This window comes from Kribbella qitaiheensis (genome assembly GCF_042657745.1).
Taxonomy (GTDB): Bacteria; Actinomycetota; Actinomycetes; order Propionibacteriales; family Kribbellaceae; genus Kribbella; species Kribbella qitaiheensis.
The window spans coordinates 122,772-141,648 of record NZ_JBHSKE010000006.1; the positions used below are offsets into that span (position 1 = coordinate 122,772).

The 18,877-nt window shown below is 66.9% G+C and carries 16 protein-coding genes; 7 read left to right on the forward strand and 9 right to left on the reverse strand.

What is annotated here, in order from left to right:
- Window positions 1-30: 30 nt before the first annotated feature.
- Complete coding sequence (locus ACFPJ1_RS04940) at window positions 31-735, reverse strand: FadR/GntR family transcriptional regulator (protein WP_380101633.1); 705 nt, start codon at window positions 733-735, stop codon at window positions 31-33.
- Window positions 732-1,967, reverse strand: coding sequence for a DUF4185 domain-containing protein (locus ACFPJ1_RS04945; RefSeq protein WP_380101634.1), 1,236 nt, complete (start codon window positions 1,965-1,967; stop codon window positions 732-734). Before ACFPJ1_RS04945 ends, ACFPJ1_RS04940 begins: the two co-directional genes overlap by 4 nt.
- A 122-nt stretch (window positions 1,968-2,089) precedes the next feature.
- Between ACFPJ1_RS04945 and ACFPJ1_RS04950 the strand changes: the two genes are divergently transcribed.
- Together ACFPJ1_RS04950 and ACFPJ1_RS04955 are read left to right on the forward strand one after the other, a co-directional pair.
- Complete coding sequence (locus ACFPJ1_RS04950; RefSeq protein WP_380101635.1) at window positions 2,090-2,476, forward strand: phage holin family protein; 387 nt, start codon at window positions 2,090-2,092, stop codon at window positions 2,474-2,476.
- A gap of 19 nt (window positions 2,477-2,495) precedes the next feature.
- Complete coding sequence (locus ACFPJ1_RS04955; protein WP_380101636.1) at window positions 2,496-2,936, forward strand: low molecular weight protein-tyrosine-phosphatase; 441 nt, start codon at window positions 2,496-2,498, stop codon at window positions 2,934-2,936.
- 58 nt (window positions 2,937-2,994) lie between these two features.
- Here the strand turns inward: ACFPJ1_RS04955 and ACFPJ1_RS04960 are convergent, their stop codons facing one another.
- Together ACFPJ1_RS04960 and ACFPJ1_RS04965 are read right to left on the reverse strand one after the other, a co-directional pair.
- Complete coding sequence (locus tag ACFPJ1_RS04960; protein WP_380101637.1) at window positions 2,995-4,206, reverse strand: pyrophosphate--fructose-6-phosphate 1-phosphotransferase; 1,212 nt, start codon at window positions 4,204-4,206, stop codon at window positions 2,995-2,997.
- 107 nt (window positions 4,207-4,313) lie between these two features.
- Window positions 4,314-4,808, reverse strand: coding sequence for an Lrp/AsnC family transcriptional regulator (locus ACFPJ1_RS04965; RefSeq protein ID WP_380101638.1), 495 nt, complete (start codon window positions 4,806-4,808; stop codon window positions 4,314-4,316).
- A gap of 75 nt (window positions 4,809-4,883) precedes the next feature.
- Between ACFPJ1_RS04965 and ACFPJ1_RS04970 the strand changes: the two genes are divergently transcribed.
- Window positions 4,884-5,846 carry a DMT family transporter gene (locus ACFPJ1_RS04970; RefSeq protein WP_380101639.1) on the forward strand — a complete coding sequence of 321 codons (963 nt, stop codon included), beginning with the start codon at window positions 4,884-4,886 and terminating at the stop codon, window positions 5,844-5,846.
- Entirely contained in the window at window positions 5,843-6,814 is a 972-nt protein-coding gene (locus ACFPJ1_RS04975) for an LLM class F420-dependent oxidoreductase (RefSeq protein WP_380101640.1), read from the forward strand. Before ACFPJ1_RS04970 ends, ACFPJ1_RS04975 begins: the two co-directional genes overlap by 4 nt.
- Before the next feature lie 9 nt (window positions 6,815-6,823).
- On the opposite strand, the gene ACFPJ1_RS04980 is transcribed toward ACFPJ1_RS04975, so the two are convergent.
- The gene (locus ACFPJ1_RS04980) at window positions 6,824-7,822 is read right to left on the reverse strand and encodes an acetamidase/formamidase family protein (protein WP_380101642.1); all 999 of its coding nucleotides are present in this window, start codon (window positions 7,820-7,822) and stop codon (window positions 6,824-6,826) included.
- 138 nt (window positions 7,823-7,960) lie between these two features.
- Between ACFPJ1_RS04980 and ACFPJ1_RS04985 the strand changes: the two genes are divergently transcribed.
- Both ACFPJ1_RS04985 and ACFPJ1_RS04990 read left to right on the forward strand, forming a co-directional pair.
- Window positions 7,961-8,653 (forward strand): response regulator transcription factor, encoded by a 693-nt coding sequence (locus ACFPJ1_RS04985; RefSeq protein WP_380101643.1) that lies wholly within the window; start codon window positions 7,961-7,963, stop codon window positions 8,651-8,653.
- Window positions 8,650-10,473, forward strand: coding sequence for a sensor histidine kinase (locus ACFPJ1_RS04990; RefSeq protein ID WP_380101644.1), 1,824 nt, complete (start codon window positions 8,650-8,652; stop codon window positions 10,471-10,473). Before ACFPJ1_RS04985 ends, ACFPJ1_RS04990 begins: the two co-directional genes overlap by 4 nt.
- 54 nt (window positions 10,474-10,527) lie before the next feature.
- On the opposite strand, the gene ACFPJ1_RS04995 is transcribed toward ACFPJ1_RS04990, so the two are convergent.
- On the reverse strand, window positions 10,528-10,881 hold the full coding sequence (locus ACFPJ1_RS04995) for a MerR family transcriptional regulator (RefSeq protein ID WP_380101645.1): 354 nt from the start codon (window positions 10,879-10,881) through the stop codon (window positions 10,528-10,530).
- Between the two features lie 529 nt (window positions 10,882-11,410).
- Between ACFPJ1_RS04995 and ACFPJ1_RS05000 the strand changes: the two genes are divergently transcribed.
- A complete protein-coding gene (locus ACFPJ1_RS05000) occupies window positions 11,411-12,859 on the forward strand; it encodes a S1C family serine protease (protein WP_380101646.1) in 1,449 nt (482 codons plus the stop codon).
- A 756-nt stretch (window positions 12,860-13,615) separates the two neighbouring features.
- Here ACFPJ1_RS05000 and ACFPJ1_RS05005 read toward each other — a convergent pair.
- The 3 genes from ACFPJ1_RS05005 to ACFPJ1_RS05015 form a co-directional block, all read right to left on the reverse strand.
- Entirely contained in the window at window positions 13,616-14,107 is a 492-nt protein-coding gene (locus tag ACFPJ1_RS05005) for a YcxB family protein (RefSeq protein ID WP_380101647.1), read from the reverse strand.
- 229 nt (window positions 14,108-14,336) lie between these two features.
- Window positions 14,337-16,493, reverse strand: a complete 2,157-nt coding sequence (locus ACFPJ1_RS05010) for a hypothetical protein (RefSeq protein WP_380101648.1) — start codon at window positions 16,491-16,493, stop codon at window positions 14,337-14,339.
- Window positions 16,494-16,989: 496 nt separating this feature from the next.
- A complete protein-coding gene (locus ACFPJ1_RS05015; protein WP_380101649.1) occupies window positions 16,990-18,870 on the reverse strand; it encodes a caspase, EACC1-associated type in 1,881 nt (626 codons plus the stop codon).
- Window positions 18,871-18,877 lie beyond the last annotated feature (7 nt).

Consider the following 18,877-nt stretch of genomic DNA (forward strand, 5'->3'; position numbering starts at 1 on the left):
TCATTTCTGCCCCCACCCCACTCGCCCCGGTCAGGGGTGGGCGGCGCGTTCGATGACGGCGAGGACGCCGTCCAGGTGTTCGCGGGTGAGGCGTTCGGCCAGCTCGGCATCGCCGGCCCGGACCGCCTCGAGGATGGCCCGGTGCTCCTGCAGATCGGTCTGCCGATCACCGTGGATGTGGAGTATCTCCAGCTGTTCGCGGACGTTGACGACGGTGACGGACTCGACCACCTCGGCCAGCGTCGCGTTCCCGGATGCCTGGGCGAGTGACCGGTGGAAGGCCATGTTGACCTCGGCTAGCGCGGCGTGGTCGCCGGACGCGATCAGCTCCTCGGCCGCGGCCAGGTGGCCGTCCATCCGCTCCAGCGCGTCATCGCTGCGAAGCCGGGCAGCCAAGGCCGCGACCGGTGGTTCGATCAGCGCCCGGGCCTGGAGGAGTTCCACCAACCGGTCGCCGGACGGCGTCGGGGCCAGCGGATTGGCGAGCACGAGTCGCCCGATGTGCTGGCCGACGTAGACCCCGGATCCGTGCCGCAGCTCGACCGCACCGGTGGCCTCCAGCCGGCGCAGTGCCTCCCGGATCGTCGGTACGGCGACCTTGAACCGGTCGGCCAGCGACCGGACCGACTCGAACTGGTCGCCGGACGACAACCTCCGGTCGGCGATCAGGGCCAGCATCGACGTGGCCAGGTCGTCGAGCAGGCTGCGCCGTACGACGCCACCGGACGTGCTCATCGGGTGCCGCTCGGGGTGAGGGTGACCTCGACGAACCTGGGCCGGTAGATGCTCACGTCGGCGTACAGGTCGTTGTTGGCGTCCAGGCTGTTGACGTTGTAGCTGACCAGCAGCCGGTTGCCGCGCCGCAGGTCGGGATGGTCGTGCGAGTTGTAGGTGATGATGTCCGCGTCCCCGTAGCTGCCGGTGGCACCGGTCTCGGGCGTCTGGTAGAGCTCGACCGGATTCACGAACGGCCCGGTCGGCGAGCAGGAGAAGTAGCCGAGTACCCGCTTGCTGAACAGCTCGGTGGTGTCGTGCGTGACGAGCAGGTAGCCGTCACCCCAGCGGGTCACGCTGTGCTCGTTGGCAACGCCTTCGAGCACGCGTGCCGACGCCTTCTCGTCCCCCGACCAGCCGGTACCGGTCCAGTACTGCCAGGGCTTCGCCGCCAGATCGTCACCACGGACCCGGGCGACATGCTCGTACTTCGAGGCGCCGAGGTCCTCCACGCCGTAGATGTAGGTGTAGCCACCGTCGCGGAGTTGCCAGGCCGACCACTGGACGTTAGCCGCGGAGGGAAGCGGGATCAGCTTCTGCAGCTTCAGCGTCTTGCTGTCGAACCGGGCGAGGTAGTTGCTGGCCCAGTGCCAGTCCCACTGCCCGGTGCCGGTCCGCTCGAACCGCAGGGCGGTGACGTCGAGATTCCGGCCCGCCTTGCTGGTGCCGGCGGCTCCGAACCAGTACCAGCCGTTCGAGGGCGGCGGGACCAGTGCGGTCGGCTCGGTCGCCGTGCCACCGGTGACCGTCTTCACCGAGTTGCCGCTCTGGACGACGAAGGAGTTGTTGATGAACGGGGTGGTCGTGGGCCGGCTGCCGTCGGGGTTGACCGGGCCGAGGAAGGTGTCGGAGAAGATCCAGGCCGTACGACCGCCGGGGAGCTTCACCGAATAGGTGCTGTCACCACCGGTCCAACCCTGACCCGAGTCGCTGTACGCGTTCAACAGGGTCTCGGGGTCCGCCTGCGACCGAGCTGCCGCTGCCCAATCCGTCCGCACCGTGGCGCAGTCCTGCCGGCCGGAGGTTCCGACCGGACCGCCTTGCGCTGCGGTCGCGGCGGTGACGGGCCGCGGGATGGCGCCGACCCGGGGCACACCCAGAGCCGGACCTGACTCGGCTACGGCGAGCCCCGGCGCCACGGTCGCAGTACTGAGCAGTGCGGCGCCCAGCGCCAGGCTCCAGCGGTTTCTCATCCTCACGCCCTCCTCAGGGAATGAAAATGATCAGATCACTTGGTCATTATCGTGTCAAGGTGTTCATCGCCGGGCGCGGCTATCGCGGGGTGGTTGAACCCCGGGGTGGCAGGATCGACGGCATGAAGAACTTGATCATCAAGCTGCTGGCCAACGCGGTCGCGCTGGCCGTCGCGAGCTGGCTCGTCGGCGGGATCACGCTGCAAGGCGCGACCACCGGCCGCCGGGTGCTGACGCTGCTCATCGTCGCCGCGATCTTCGGCGTAGTGAACGCGGTGGTGAAGCCGATCGCCAAGCTGCTGTCGCTGCCGTTCATCATCCTGACGCTGGGGCTGCTGATCTTCGTGATCAACGCCCTGATGCTGCTGCTGACCTCGTGGATCACCGGGAAACTCGATGTGCAGTTCCACGTCGACGGGTTCGTCGCGGCGCTGCTCGGCTCGCTGGTGATCACGCTCGTCGGCATGCTGCTGAACATGGTGCTGCCGGACAAGGCCGAGATCGGGTGAGCCAGTGGTGAGGCCAGCGGTGCGACGCGTCGAGGTGGTCTGCACGGGCAACATCTGCCGGTCGCCGATCGGCGAGGTGGTGCTGCGCGCGAAGCTCGCGGACGCGGGGATCGACGACGTCGTGGTGACGAGTTCGGGGACCGGCGGGTGGCATGTCGGCGACCCGATGGACCAGCGGGCGTCGGCCGCCCTGGCCAGGCGTGGGTACGACGGGAGCGCGCACCAGGCACAGGAGTTCGAGAGCGGCTGGTTCGCGGAGCGGGATCTCGTGCTGGCGATGGACTCCGGGCACCTCTCGGCGCTGCGGCGGCGCGGCGGGACCGACCTCGCGGTACCGGTGGAGTTGTTCGCGGAGACCGACGTACCGGATCCGTACTACGGGGACGATCACGGGTTCGACGACGTGCTCGACCAGATCGAGAAGGCCGCCGAGGTGTGGGTCGGGCGGCTGAAGGCCTGATCGTGCGGAAGCCCCGAGCCCTTGGGTGGGCTCGGGGCTTCTCGTTTGTCCGGTGAGGTCAGACCTGACCGATCTCCCTGAGGAGGGCGGTGAACCAGTCGACGGCGGGGTCGAACACCTTGCCGCCGGCGATCCTCGGGAACTCGATGGCGCGAAGTTCGTCGCCTCGCTCCTCGTCGTGGCCGACGACGCCGCTCTCGCCGCGCAGGGCCGCGTCCACCGCGAAGTCGGTGCACTCCTTGATCAGCGCCAGGTCACGGTCGTTCGCGGCGGCCGAGCGGCTGAAGTACCCGCTCTTCTGCACCATGGTCTTCTCCGCGCCGATCCGCTCGGCGAACTGCTTGGCGAACCACGCGCCGGGGTTGATCGTGTCCAGCTTCACGTGACCGAACGGGTCCCGGCCGACCTCCTCGCCGCGGGCCTCCATCTCGGCCACGATCGACGGCACGCCCGCACCCTCGGACAGGAAGATGTTCACGCAGTCGTTCTCGTCCATCACCGCCTTCAGCCGTTCGGCCTCGGCGTCCAGGTCGATCGTTGCCTCCGGCACGTACACCGCGTGCACGTCCCAGCGCTTCGAGTCCAGCCCGATGCCCGGGCTCCACTCCTGCGCCGTCAGCCAGCCGCGGTACTCCCGGGCCGTTGCCGCGGTCAACCATCCGCAGTTGCGGCCCATCACCTCGTGGACGACGAGCATCCGGGGGTTCGAGCTGTGCTCGGCGATGATGTTGCGGGCGAAGACCGCGCCCTGCTCGGCCGCCGTCCACGCACCAAGGCTCTGCCGGATCGGGATCACGTCGTTGTCGATGGTCTTCGGCAGCCCGACCACGGTCAGGTCGTAGTCGTGCTCGTGCAGGTACGCCGCGAGGTCGGCGGCCGTGGTGTTGGTGTCGTCGCCGCCGATGGTGTGCAGCACGTCGACGCCGTCCGCGACGAGGCGCTCGGCGGCCACCTGGAGGGCGTTCTGCCCGTCCGCGATCAGGCCGCGCTTGACCAGGTCGGCGGTGTTCGTCAGCTTCACCCGGCTGTTGCCGATCGGGCTGCCGCCGAACTTGTGCAGCAGCCCGGCCTTCGCCCGCACCTCAGGCGTGACGTCGAGGTACCGGCCGCTGAGCAGACCGTGGTACCCGTTCAGGTAGGCGATGATCTCGATGTCGGGCGCCACCTCGCTGTAGCGCTCGATCAGCCCACCGACGGCGGACGACAGGCAGGGCGCGAGCCCGCCGGCGGTGAGCAGGGCAACTCTGCGGACAGGCTTGTCGGCAGCCATGGGTCAGGGTCCTTCCGGAGGTCGCTGAAGTCGCCCCCAGCGTAGTGATGCAGACCACTCCCGACGCTGGTTGGGGTTCACCTCGCGGACACAGCCGTACTGCGTGCCTACCGACCGCTGGTGGACGGGAGCGGGGCCGAGCGGGATTCGACCGGGGTGGAGACGATGAAGGAGCTCGTGGTCTGGCCGTGGACCAGGAATTTGTCGAGGACGTCCTCCAGGCCGGAGATGGCGTGGACCTGGACGCGCATCAGGAAGCAGTCCTCGCCGGAGATGCGGTGGCACTCGACCACCTCCGGAGTACGGCCGGCCAACTCGATGATCCTCGGGATCTGACCGGGGCCAGGGCGTAGCCGCACCCACGCGGCGACCGGTAGTCCGAGTGCGGCGGGGTCGATGTCCAGGCGGTAACCGCGGATCACGCCGGACTCCTCCAACCGGGTGACGCGCTCGCGAACAGTCGGTGCGGAGACCCCGAGTCGCCTGGCGAGCTCGGTCGTCCGCAGCCGGGGGTCGTCGGTCAGTTCCCTCAGCAGCCGGACGTTGAGCTCGTCCAGCAGCGGTTTCTCGCTCTGAAGGCCTACGGCTGATTCTGCGTTCATTCCGGAAAGCATGAGGCGACCATCCAAGTCATTTCGCCATGGGAAACGAGTGAACCCGTTTCTAGGCTTACCAGAGTGACGACTCCGATGGAACCCAAGCGTCTGCTCGCGACCGGGGCAGCCGCGGTGACGGTGGTTCTCTGGGCCTCCGCCTTCGTGGCGATCCGGCACGTCGGCAGTGACTTCTCCGCCGGCGCCTTGTCGCTGGCTCGCCTCCTGGTCGGCAGCGTGCTCCTCGGAGCATTCCTCCTCCTCGGACGCCGCCCACAACAAGCCGGACAGCAACCCGGTCCACGACAGTGGCCGGGCCGACGCGACTGGGCGCCGTTGCTGGCGTGCGGTCTGCTCTGGTTCGGCGTCTACAACCTCGCCCTCAACGAGGCCGAGCGTCGCCTCGACGCCGGGACCGCCGCCATGCTCGTGCACATCGCGCCGCTGCTGATCGCCTTGCTCGCGGGGCTGGCCCTCGGCGAAGGCTTCCCGAAGCAGTTGGTGATCGGCAGCCTCGTCGCCTTCGCTGGCGTCCTCCTGATCGGTACGTCGACGTCGACCGGCCGCGCGGAGACCTGGGGTGTCGTGCTTTGCGTGGCGGCAGCCATCTCGTACGCCGTGGGCGTGGTGACCCAGAAGCCCTTGCTGAGTAGACTCCCCGCCGCCCAGGTCACCTGGCTCGCCTGCACGATCGGCGCGGTCGTCTGCCTGCCGTTCGCCCCTGCCCTGATCGACGAACTCCGCACGGCCGACGCCTCGGCAATCTGGTGGGTCGTCTACCTGGGCGCTTTCCCGACCGCGCTCGGGTTCACCACCTGGGCCTTCGCCCTCCGGCGGACCAGCGCAGGCCGGATGGGCGCCACGACGTACCTGGTGCCGGTGGTCGCGATCGGGCTCGCCTGGCTGTTCCTCGGTGAGACCCCGGCCGGGCTGGCGATCGCCGGTGGCGCGTTGTGCCTGACCGGTGTGGCGATCTCCCGGCGCCGCGGCCGGAGTACGGAAGAACTGCAAAGCCACGAAGCCAAGGAAGAGAGCGCAGTGCGATGAGGTTCGGAGTGTTCGTGCCGCAGGGCTGGCGGATGGACCTGGTCGAGATCGCGGATCCGGTCGAGCAGTGGGAGGCGATGACGGCGGTCGCCCGCGCGGCCGATGCCGGGCCGTGGGACTCGATCTGGCTGTTCGACCACTTCCACACCGTGCCCGAACCTGTGCGCGAGACGGTGTTCGAGGCCTGGACCGCGACCGCCGCGCTGGCCCGCGACACCCGCCGGGTGAACATCGGCCAGATGGTCGGCTGCAACGGGTACCGCAACCCCGCCCTCTACGCGAAGATCGCCGCCACCGTGGACGTCGCCAGCCACGGACGCCTGTACGCCGGACTCGGCGCCGGCTGGTCGGATCACGAGTGGAAGGCGTACGGGTACCCCTGGACCGACCTCAAAGATCGGATGGCCTCGTTCAAGGAGTCCGTCGAGCTGATCCACCGACTCTGGACCGAGGAGGAAGTGGTCTTCGACGGCAAGTACCACTCGGTCGACAGGCCATTCGTCGAGCCGCGCCGCAAGCCGCCCCTGTGGATCGGTGGTGGCGGCGAGAAGGTCACCCTCCGCCTCGTCGCGCAGTACGGCGACGCGTGCAACTTCGGCACCGGGAACGTCGAGACGATCAGGCACAAGCTGTCAGTACTGCGGGAGCACTGCGAGATGGTCGGCCGCGACTACGACGAGATCGTGAAGTCGACCAGCATCAACGTCTTCCCGATCGAGGCCGGCGCCGATCCCCTCACCGCGACGGAGAAGGCGCGCGGCCGCTACAGCCTCGACGAGTTCACCGAGATCGGCGCGGGCGGTGGCGTGCCGGACGGCCGGGCGTCGATCGTGTCCGAGAAGCAGATCCGCGCACACCTCGAGCAGTTGGAGGAAGTGGGCATCGAGTACGTGATCGCCTACATCCCCGGCGTCGCTTACGACCACGAACCGCTGCTGCGCTTCGCCGAGGACGTCATCTCTGCGTGACAGTCAGGTTCAGAGCGTGGCGGCGATCTCGCGGAGGTGGCGGTGGATGCCGCTGTAGACCTCCGAGGCGGGGACCAGGCGCTTGGGGACCTTGGTGACCACGCTGTAGTTGGCGTCGACGACGTTCGCCAGCGGGACCTCGCTGATCTGGCTGAGCAGCTGGTACGCGTCGAGCTTGTCGAGACCGTGCAGCTGACTGAGCCAGCCGACCATGTCGACCTGGCCCGCCCGCCACGCGTCCTCCAGCGGCCGGCTCGACCCGACCACGGCCAGGTAGTCGTCGTTCTCGATCCGGGGCCAGGCGGGGCCCGGCGTTTTCAGCAGCTCGACGATGAGGACGACGTTCATGGAGCCCTCGACCGCGGTACCGCAGGACTCGCCCTCGCCCTGGCGATAGTGCCCGTCGCCGACCGAGAAGAGCGCGCCCTCGACGTTGACCCGGAGGAAGCAAGTCGCACCCGCCCTCATCTCGGGGGTGTCCATATTGCCGCCGAAGGTATCCGGCACCAGCGATGACCGGACCTCCCCGGCCGCCGGGGCCACGCCGACCGTGCCGAGCATCGTCTCGATCGGCAGCGCCAGCTCCAGATCGCTGCCCTGCGCGCGGAATCCGACGGTCTGCTTGTCGGTGTCCACCTCGTAGATCCAGGTCCGCTCCGGCAACGGATCCTGCAGGGTCGCAGTACGGTCGGTGCTGGTCAGGCCGCCGAAGAACGGAATCGTGGCGGAGGCGCCCCAGCCGCGGGCCGGGGTGAGCTCGACGAAGTGCAGCACGAGGGTGTCCCCCGGCTCGGCGCCCTCGACGTAGAACGGGCCGGTCTGCGGGTTGACGAAGGGCATGTTCAGGGAGGCGCTGGCGAGGTCCTCCGTACTGCGGAGCCGGCCGCAGAAGGCGTCCTCGGTCCACAGCCGCATCACCGTGCCCGGTTTCACCCGGCGGATCGGGGCGGCGCCGCCGAAAGTCCAGGTGAGCTGCTCTGTCTCAGGCGTGAATTCGACGATGTCCACCCGCGAAACCTACGCCGCCGGGCCCCCGCTCGGCGAGTGATCAGTGAGTTCTCAGCCGATTCTCAAACAGACGGCATAACCTCGACACGCGGAACTTCATGGTTGGTTCGGACGACTCAGGCGGAGCGGGAGCGCGAGATGCGGGTACTGGTGGTGGACGACGACCGGGCGGTCCGGGACTCGCTGCGCCGTTCGCTGGAGTTCAACGACTTCGAGGTCGTGACGGCCTCCGACGGCGCCGAGGCGCTCGCGGTGATCGGCAACGTCGACCCCGACGTGGTCGTGATGGACGTGATGATGCCGCGCCTGGACGGTCTGGAGACCACCAAGGCCTTGCGGGCCGCGGGCAACAACGTGCCGATCCTGGTGCTCACCGCGCGCGACGCCGTCGCGGACCGGGTCGACGGCCTGGACGCTGGTGGCGACGACTACCTGACGAAGCCCTTCGCGCTCGAGGAGTTGCTGGCCCGGCTCCGCGCGCTGCTCCGCCGCAGTACGACGCCTGGCGAGGGCGGCCCGCGCGGCGAGGTCCTGCAGTACGCCGACCTGGTGGTGGACGTGGACGCGCACGAGGTGCACCGCGGCCAGACCCCGATCCCGCTGACCCGGACCGAGTTCTCCCTGCTCGAACTGCTGATCCGCAACCCGCGCCGGGTGCTCGAGCGCGCGGTGATCCTGGACGCGGTCTGGGGCTACGACTTCCCGACCACAGCGAACTCCCTCGAGGTCTACATCGGCTACCTGCGCCGCAAGACCGAGGTCGACGGCCTGCCCCGGCTGATCCACACGGTCCGCGGCATCGGCTATGTCCTGAGAGACACCCCGCCGTGAGCAGCCAGCCCCCCTCGGACGACTTCCCGCGGTACAGCACCAAGTCAGACGAAGAAACCCTCGAGATCGGCCCGGAGACCCGCAACCGGTACGCCGGGCAACCGCGCCCGGATGCACCTGACCCGAGTCCGGGCGATGCCCCACCGCAAGGACCGGTCGGTCCGCAGCCACCGGGCGGGCAGCCGCGTCGGCTGGGCCAGGTGCCGGGCTTCTGGCGGAAGTCCAACGGAACCGTTCCCGCCTCCAACGACGGTCCGCTCGGAGGCTCTGATCCCGACGGAGGTCTGCCAGGAACTGAGGCCGACGAGAACGGGAACGGGACCAACCGGGTCGCCGCGACGGCGGCGCGGACGCAGGACTGGTGGCAGGAAAAGCTGCACAAGCTGAGCCTGCACGCCCGCGTCACCCTGCTCGCGGCGGTCGCCGTCGGTCTGGCGGTCGCGTTCGTCAGCATCTCGGCCTACCTGACGGTGCGGCAGCAGATGTACCGCAACCTGGACGCCAGCCTCGTCGACCGTGCGAGCCAGGCCGCAAGCAGTGGCGTCCTCACCAGGCTCTCGAACCTGCAGGAGATCCCGCCGGAGGCGCTCGGCCTGAGCGACATCCTGCTCGGGGTCTACCTGGCCAACGGCCAGCAGATCGGGGCCGCCGACAGCACGTTGCCGCCGATGGGGCCGACGGAGCTCCAGATCGCGCGGGACCAGGGTGACGAGGCAAGCATCCGGACCGTCGGTGTGCGGGGCGGCCCGCACTACCGCGTGGTCGCCGTACCGGCGCAGTTCTGTCCGTTGGGCCAGGAGCGGAGGCCCTGTGAGCCCGAAGAGCTCCAGCCCGCCGCGCTGGTGGTCGCGCAGTCGTTGAAGCCGATCGACCGGACCTTGCACAACCTGGGCATCGTGTTGTGGGCCGTGGGCCTGCTCGGTGTCATCGGTGCCGCGCTGGCCGGTAACGCGATCGCGCAGAACGGGCTCCGCCCCCTGGCGAGGCTGACGAGCGCGGCGGAGCGGATCGCGCGGACCGAGGAGCTGAAGCCCATCCCGGTGACGGGTTCGGACGAGATCTCGCGGCTGGCGGTGGCGTTCAACGCGATGCTGGCTGCGCTGGCCCGGTCGCAGGATCGGCAACGACGACTCGTCGGCGACGCCGGGCACGAGTTGCGGACGCCGCTGACGAGTATCCGGACCAACCTGGACCTGCTCGCCCAGGCCGACAAGCGCGGCGGGCTGCGGCCGGAGGACCGGGAGCAACTGCTCGATGACGTCCGTGCCCAGATGGACGAGCTGACCACCTTGATCGGCGACCTGACCGAGCTCGCCCGCGACACCCCGCAGGTGCGCAACGCCGAGCTGATCGAGCTGTCGAACGTCGTCGAGGATGCCGTGATCAAGGTACGGCGCCGCGCGTCCGGGGTGGACTGGGACGTGCAGCTGACGCCGTTCCCGGTCTGGGGTGACGAGCGGTTGCTCGGCCGGGCCGTGACGAATCTGCTCGACAACGCCGCGAAGTACAGCGTGCCGGACGACCCGGAGCTCGATCGTGATGAAGGCGAACCGGTCGGACGGGTCACCGTCAGGCTGGTGGACGGCGTGCTGACCGTCACCGACAGCGGGCCGGGGATCTCCGACGCGGACCTGCCGCACGTGTTCGAGCGGTTCTACCGGTCGAGCGAGGCGCGGAGCCGGCCGGGTTCCGGGCTGGGCCTGGCGATCGTGAAGCACGCGGCTGAGCAGCACGGCGGCATGATCTACGCCCGCAACGCCCCGACCGGTGGAGCCCAGTTCACCCTCTGGCTCCCCCACGCCGCCACCCAGTCCCGCTGACGTCGTACGGACCCCACGGCTGATCGGCTGGCCCCCGGTACGACGTACCGGGGGTCAGCTCTCGTCGTCTGAGCCGCGGAGTTCGGCGTTGATGCGGAGGGCCTCGGCCAGCTGGTCTTCCAGGATGATGATCCGGCAGGCCGCGTCCAGGGCGGTGCCGTTGTCGACGAGCTCGCGGGCGCGCGCGGCCAGGCGCAGCTGGTACCGCGAGTAGCGGCGGTGGCCGCCGTCGGAACGCTGCGGGCTGATCAGCTTCGCCTCGTCCAGGCTGCGCAGGAACCCCGGCGTGGTGCCGAGCATCTCGGCCGCCCGGCCCATCGTGTAGGCGGGATAGTCCTCGTCGTCGAAGTTCGCGGTCGTCGTCTCGGGGTCGGTCACCGTCTGCTCCACTTGCTGGTCTGGGGTCATCGAACCTCCATGTCGATCGAACCTCCATGTCGAGGGCCCCGGTGCCGAAGCACCAGGGCCCTGGGTTGGATTCTCACCATCGGCCGACCCGGGGGCCGGCCTCTACTTCCGCGATCCGCCCTTGCCGGCGGATCCAGCGGGGATCGCTGAGTGCGTAACCGAGGACCACCTTCCAATCACGAAGGGACTGCGGTACCCGCCCGGCGAAGCACAGCCAAGGCAGGCGATCCTGATGATGTCATCCGCTCCTTTTCTCGAGGCGTTCTGACTTCTTGCGTTGCAACACGAAAAACGCTAGTCCTGCTGACCACGAATGTCTACCCCCGCGAGCACAGATTTTCGAAATTCCCCAGCCCACCTTCCTCCTGCGCGCCAGGCCGGCGCCACCCCGGTACGCCGTACCGGGCACTGCCGCGCCTGAGTTGTGTGGACGGGCTCACAGGTCCTTCAGGGGATCTTCATGGAGTTCTTCGGCAGCTCTGACGGGATCTTCAGGGGGTTCTCAGGTGCTGCCGCCAAGCTAGTCGTCATGACCGAGAACCAGCCGCACCAGCCGCAGAACCAGCCCGGGAACGACATCCCGGCCCAGGGTTCGACGTACGGGAACCAGCCCCAGCCGGGGGCGACGCCGTCGTTCGGTTCGAGCTCACCCGATCGCACGCAGCAGCTGCCGATGTCCGGCTACGGACAGCACCCGCAGCAGCAGTACGCGCCGCAGGGTGGACAGCAGCGGCCGGGTCAGCACCCCTCAGGTGGAGGTGCTTACCAACAGGGCGGGCAGTTCGGGACGGCCGGGGCGCATCAGGGGACGCCGCCGGGTCCGAACTGGCCGTTCGGCCCGCAGCCGCCGCAGGTGGCGCAGCCGGAGCACCCGAAGCCCAAGCGGCGGGGGCTTGCTCTGGTGGCAGCCACGGCGCTGCTGGTCGGTGCTGCCGGCGGTGTGGGTAGTGCGGCTGTGTACTCGGCGACCAACGACTCTTCCAGCAGCCCGTCGGTGACGGCGCCGCTGAACGGCGGCCAGGCCGCGCCGGTGTCCGCACCGGACGGCTCCGTGCAGAACGCGGCCGCGAAGGTGCTGCCGAGCGTGGTGAAGATCGGCGTGATGACCTCGCAGGGCGCGGCCACCGGCTCCGGCATCGTGATCAGCAAGGACGGCCTGATCGTCACCAACAACCACGTGGTCGCCTCGGGCGGCAACGGCGGCAAGATCTCGGTGATGCTGAACGACGGCCGCACCGTGTCCGCCACCATCGTCGGCACCGACCCGCTGACCGACCTCGCGGTGATCAAGGCCTCCGCCAACGACCTGAAGCCGGCCGTGCTCGGCAAGAGCGGCGACCTCGGCGTCGGCCAGGGCGTCGTCGCGATCGGTTCGCCGTTCGGCCTGGAGGCGACCGTGACGAGCGGTATCGTCTCGGCGCTGAACCGGCCGGTCACCTCGGGCGACCAGGAGCAGGACAGCACCACGGTCTTCCCAGCAATTCAGACAGACGCCGCCATCAACCCGGGGAACTCGGGCGGCGCACTGATCGACCTCGCCGGCCAGGTGGTCGGGATCAACAGCGCGATCAAGACCGCCGGAGGATCGGGACAATCCGAAGGCGGCAACATCGGCCTGGGCTTCGCAATCCCGATCGACCAGGCCAAGCCGATCATCGACGAGCTGGTGGCCAAGGGCAAGGCCACTCATGCGAGGCTCGGCGTCACGGTCGGCGACGCGCAGTCAACCGACGGGCTCCAGCAGGGAGCGACCCTCGGCGAGGTGACGTCCGGCGGTGCGGCGGACAAGGCCGGCCTGAAGAGCGGTGACGTGGTCACCGCGATCGACGGCAAGGCGATCGCGTCAGGGGACGCGTTGGTCGCCGCGGTCCGTTCGCACCGCCCGGACGATGACGTCACCATCACCTTCACCCGGGACGGCAAGTCCCAGACCGCCAAGGCCCAGCTCGGCTCCGACAACGGCAACCCGACCGGCTGACCCACGATCTCCCCGGCCCGACCCCCCTGGGCCGGGGAGCACCTCCCTGGTTGGGACTGCGACCGCCCACCGAGCGGCCGCAGTCCCGTTTCTTTGCCGTCATGGAGACGCAAGCTCCTCCCCCACTGACTTTGGTGTTTGCGCAGGTCATCAGAGGCAGATTTCGACACGAGACACGCCTAGAGAGAGATGCCCCGCCCGCACTCGCGGGAGGGGCATCTCTTGCGTTGGGTCTCAACGAGGGTCTCAACAGAGCCTTTTGATCAAGCTGGGGCGACCTCTCCGGCACCTCCCCCGCCGTCCGATTCGACCGGCGCCTGAGTCCACAGGAGCCCGCCGACGCGGTTCGCGATGTGACGTCGGACCGGCGCGGTGATGTGCTGGTAGCGCTTGGCCATGGCGGTAGTTGCCCAGCCCATCGCATCCATCACGGCACGCTGTGCCTGGCGTCGTGCAGGAGCCCCTTGCGGATCCCAGCCGCCTTCAGTAGGTCCTTCCACCCCTGGTGATCAGTGCGCGCGTTCAGTGGCTTCCCCGTACGACTCGCGAACAGCCACCCTTCGTCAGTCCGGAGCTGCCGGGCAGCTTGCTGCTCCGCCACCTGTTGCTTCTGAAGGGTTCGCAGGATCAACACCAGTTCATCGGGTAGCCCGATTGTTCGCCGTCCCGCTCGGGACTTCGTCGGTGGAGCGTCCGGACGTGTGGACACACGCTCTAGTACTACAGCCGTAGATCGTTATGGACGGAGACGCCCCACTACGCCGCTTGGCGGCGGCGTACCTGGGCCTCCAGAAGTTCGCGCAGGCGGGTCTCGTCGGCCGGATTCGCTAGTCCACGCTTGGGCAGGATCAGGATCGGCCCGTCGGAGGGACGGCCTACCCCGAGCCGGAGGATAAATGCGCGGCTGCTCTCCTCGACGTCGCGGATCCGGGACCACCCCCACCAGCACTCGAAGTCCTGCTGCCGGCGCGACAGGCCCCGGTTGTCGGCCACATACTCGACCAGATCCTGGAGCAGCGGGTCGTTTTTCCATCGCAGTTGCAGCGATCGCCGTGGCGCAGTTCCAAGCAACAGAAGGAACACGGCACCGACGGCGGCGAGGAAGCCACCAGACTTTTCCGCCGCCCCGGTCGCCAACAGAAGCAGGCCGACGACGAGAAGAGTCGAGGCGACGGCCAGCGACTTCGCCATCTGCCTCCGAAAGGCCGGCCGCCGGGCCAGCTCCTGCAGGTCCGCCGGCTCCGGCATCCATCGCAGCATGATCGCGTCTGGGTGTGTCTCGATCACCATGGCCGCAGAGCGTACCTCTCGTCAGAGGTCGTCACCCGGGCACGCGGCCCGCGAACAGCGGAGGCAACGATCTACGGCTGTAGTACTAGGCAGTGGCCTGCGAGGCCCACGCAAGGTCTGAAGGCGCCGATGTGTAATGCGCCATGGTCGGGAGCGCATGCAATCACGATGCCTTCACTGCGCAGTGTCACTTGAAGAGTTTGGCGACTATTGGAGCAAGTTGGGCCACGCTTGCAGCGATGCCCACCAGCTCCATCAGGGCTCCAACGATGAGCGGCGCCATTTGCCGCTTCCTTTGCGCTATCCATCGATGTGCACCGAGAATAAACGCCAACACTGCCAAAGAACCACTCACTACAATGAGCAGGCTCTGGGCAAAAACACCAAAAATAGGCACCAACAGGAGCGCAACTCCGACTATGACGGATATCCAAATCCGCCGCACCTTGACCTTCATGTCGGCGATTTCTAAGTCCTTCGCGGCCATATCCGCCTTAGTCTGAGCGAGCCTCTCCTCGGCCCGGTCGCGTTCAGACAGAGCATTGGCAGCCTGACGGTTTGCTTCCTGCTTGGTGCGCCTGGCGTCCTCTATTGCCGCGACGGACTCCGCCGACTTCTGTCGTTGGATCACTTTCATCCGGCGACTGCGAGAACTCAAAACAGATGCAGCCAAAGAGACTGAATTTCCTGACTGAGCCGCCTCTGCAAATGCTTCATCCAGCGTCAATTGCGCAACCGAAATCTCGAATCCGGAGCCCCCGTGTTGCGGAGAAATTTGCTTAGCCAGGGCCATAGCAGTCGCACTCGGGAATCGTGCTGGCAGAAGCCACATCGCCTCATCGACCAGTTGCCCCGCCGAGGCCTTCGCTAGTTGCGCGACAGTCTGCCCATCGGCGCTGAGGGAAACGAGCGAGCTCCACTGCGCAAGCGTAAGTGTGGCCGATACTTTATCGTCCGAGTCAAGGTTCACATATACAGGACCGATTGCACGGTCAGTAGTAATGATCCATGCGCCGGGCCACTTACTAACACTTTGCCTCCTACGCCTACGCCACATCGCCGCCATCGTCTCAGCATCGCGCTGGATTACTGACTTTGAGCGATACCTCGCATTCCGATCAGCGATGTACGAGGTGAGTTCTTCGCGACAACGATCAACATAGAATTGGTCACTCTCATTGTGGTGCGGCCTAACAGTGACGCCTATAGACTCCAAAACCTTGGAGATATTCTGAGCAGCTTCAAGAATACCGTCGGGACTCTGATATAGGCCCTCATTGATCGACTCTATACAAACAGCAGGTAAGTGATCCATCGACAAAGAGGCGAACCACTCTTGCCGAAGGCCGGCATTCGCTGCCTCTATAAAACTTGTCTTCAACTCGGGTATCTCGTTGGCCAATAGACTTTGCAATTCTTCGATCGAATGCTCAAAGGCAACGACGTCCCATCCATTTGAGATCGCCGCCATGATTGTCGTCTTAGCCTGGTTACTGAGGCGGCTGGGGCCGAGGAGTTGGAGTAATATCGGCGTGTCAAGAATGGCTCGCTCATTAGTGGGCCGCCCGATTCTGGAAAGAATCGCTTCTCGGTCTCGTCCGGCAACATAGGCATGCAGCACGCAGCCAGTCGTGATGTGCGAAATTAACTCATTGCCGAATGGATCCAATGCATCGAATGCAGCCAAGGCGCACGCCTGAAGGAATTCTCCTACCTCTGGCGGCGTAGTCTCGTCAACCAAGTCATCCAGGACGAAGTCTTTCTTGAAGGACTTCGGCAGTAGACGTCCACCGACAATCTCCTCGACATGTCCAAGATATGCATCCTGCGAAGACTGCACGCCATTGATCAGCGCTCGGATTATGCGACCCAGCCACAATTCCGCCTTGAGCACGGACGGTTCGTACCCAAGCCCCTCTATAGCCTTTTGAATTAGAGAGTCCAGTGCATTCTTCTTGACCCGCACAACCCATTCTTTGTGCTGCTCGACGTCGAGCAGCCCGTCCCGAGTGAGCGTCCACATCGCCTCGCCAGTAAGCGTTTGGGCGGGGGACTGAGCGACCAGATTTAAATCGCGACCCAGCGTAAGTGCGGCGTCTATCGAGCCAATTTCCGCTACACCTGGCCATATCTGATTAACACGAATTTGGACTTGCGCTGAACTCTTATCTCCCTCATCCAATGCGTGGCAGGCGGCGGAAAGAAGTAAGTCGCTCCTGGTTGTTATTCGCTCCGACCCGAGCAGATTATGGACAGCACCTACAAAGACATAGCTATTACTTGCCTCTATCTCGCTAGTATCGCTGCGCTCAAGATTACCCCTAGACGACAATACGTCAGACACTTATCCCCCCCAATTATGCGACCAAGCGAGCGTCTTAGCCTCAACTTGATCCCTCCCGAGGATGGATGTTACTCATCCGAGCCCATCACGCAAGAGCAAAGTCCGTTACTAGGTGTAACCGGATACCGAATCGATACCTGACTGCCGCCGGATCCACTACGCGGTCGTCTGGGTGCTCGGACCAGCGGCGTTCCATGGTCGCCGGGGAGCGGACAGTGCGCGGCGAACGTGGCTCGGCGCGATCTCACTTCTGGTCTCATTCGCCTCTGGCCGCAGCCGTTCGCCACTGCCGCCAGCCGCTGGTCGGTGACCAGGACGAGACGTCAGCGGAGGGTCTCAAGGCGGGTCTCAACCGTCCCCGTGCAGGCCCGTTCGCTGGGGTCCACCTCATCCGGTCGATCAGGCTCAGCGAGCACTCTCGAATCCCGCCGAACACAGGTACGACGACCCACCGAGCGGCCGTAGTCCCGTTTTTCTTGGGCGTTTGACGGTTTTGTCAGAGGCAGGTGGCGCGGGCGTAGTCGAACTTGGCGTTGTAGGCGATGGCCGAGCCGGTCCTGTTGAGGACCGCGATGCCGGCCTTGCTGGTGTTCGGGAGCTTCATGTCGACCGTTCCCAGTTCTCGCCACTGGGAGTCCTCGACCGGGCGCCAGCGGGCGCTCACCGCGGTAGACGTCTTGGTCAACTGCAGGACCACGTGGGTCTTGTCCGTGGTGATCACCTTTGGGTCGGTGCTCATGGGCGAGTGGATCCGGGTGTGTGGGCCGCCGTTGAGGCGGTACTCGAAGATGATCGCGCCGACGTCGCCGTAGCTGCGCTCCAACCGCACATAGGTCTCGGCGCTGTTCCACAGAAGTACCCCGGCACTCTGGAACAGCTGCTGAGGATTCGCGGTCAGGTCACTCTCGAGCTTGAAATCGCCGGTCAGCGGGTGCAGTAGCTTCGGCGCGGTCTGGAGCTCCTCGTTGATGTCCGAGCCGTCGGACGCCGACATGTCGAGAGAACCATCGGCGACCTTCAGGGCACCATCGCCGATCCGCACCTCCTCCCAGCCGCCATCGATCGCGTTGCCGTCGAACCCGTCGCTGAACCTGCACCCGGCCGACCACGGCCGCAGTACGACGAGTGCGACGCTCGCGATCAGCAGGACCGCGAGACCGGCCGCAACCCACCGCCCACGGCCGCGCCCCAACCGCGCGAGCCCCCAGCGGCCATGCTCGCCAGATCCCGCTTCCGTGGGCGCGGTGGTGATCCCGCCTGCCCCAGCGGAACCAGACGGCAGCTCTTCGAGATCAACAAGCGGCTCCGGCCGCACTGGACTCGACACGCCAGTCTCCGGCGGTTCGGTGGTGTCGGCCGTCGCGAGGGCTGAGTTGGCCGCGCTTGCGACGTTGCGGCTGTCGTCGTCGGCGAGGTGTTCGAGGGCGATTCTGGCGGCCAGCGCCTGGCCGGCATGGCCGCCGTTCAAGAGCCGGGCGAGTTCCTGGACCGCGCCGGCGCGAACGCCGGCGAGTGGGTGGTCGATGACTTGCTGGAGCTCTGGTGGCAGCGCTGCCGGCGCGGTCACCGGCCGGCTGCGACGGGCCAGGTAGAGCTCACCCTGCATCTCCACGTCACGGCTCGGCGTCTGATGGGGATTCTGTTCGCGGACGCGGTCGAAGACGTAGTCGTAGAGCTCGTTGAGCGAGACCCAGCCGTCCTGATCGCGGTCCGCGTCCCCGGTCGTCAGACCCTCCACCAGAGCCGAAGTGAACACCGATGGGCGCGGGCTGTGGTCATCGGCGAGCTGATCGCCCTCGAAGGCGTACTCCATCGCGCTGGACGCCGTGATCACCGCCCGGCCGCGTCCACCGCCCAGCCTCCCGCCAGTGAAACTGTCCAGCACGTTGACGTCCCCGGCCGCCCGTACGGCGACACCTCGGGCGAAGGCCCCGCCGTAGCAACAGTCGAGCAGCAGCACGACGCTGCGAGCCCGGCTGGCCCGCATGCAGCGCTGGACGAAGTCCGCCGAGACCGAGGTGGAGCCGAGCCGGTTGGGCCGAGTGTTGCGGGCGGCAAAGAACAACTCCCCGGACTCACTCTTCAGCCCATGACAGGAGAAGTGCAGCAGGAGCACGTCGCCGGACCGGGCGTCCGAGAACAGGTCCTCGATCCGTCCCTCGATGACGTGCGCGTACTCGTTGCGCACCACCTGCACCTCGAACGCACCGATCTCCGCGTCTCCGAGAACCCCTGCCAGCGCCACGGCGTCCGCCGCCGGTGCCCGCAACTGTTTGAGCCCGTCGTGCTCGTACTCGTCGTTCGCGACGATCAGCGCCTTCCGCGCCCCGTCCATTACCCGCCGCCAACCACCGTCGACCCGCTCGACACCGGCCACACACCTC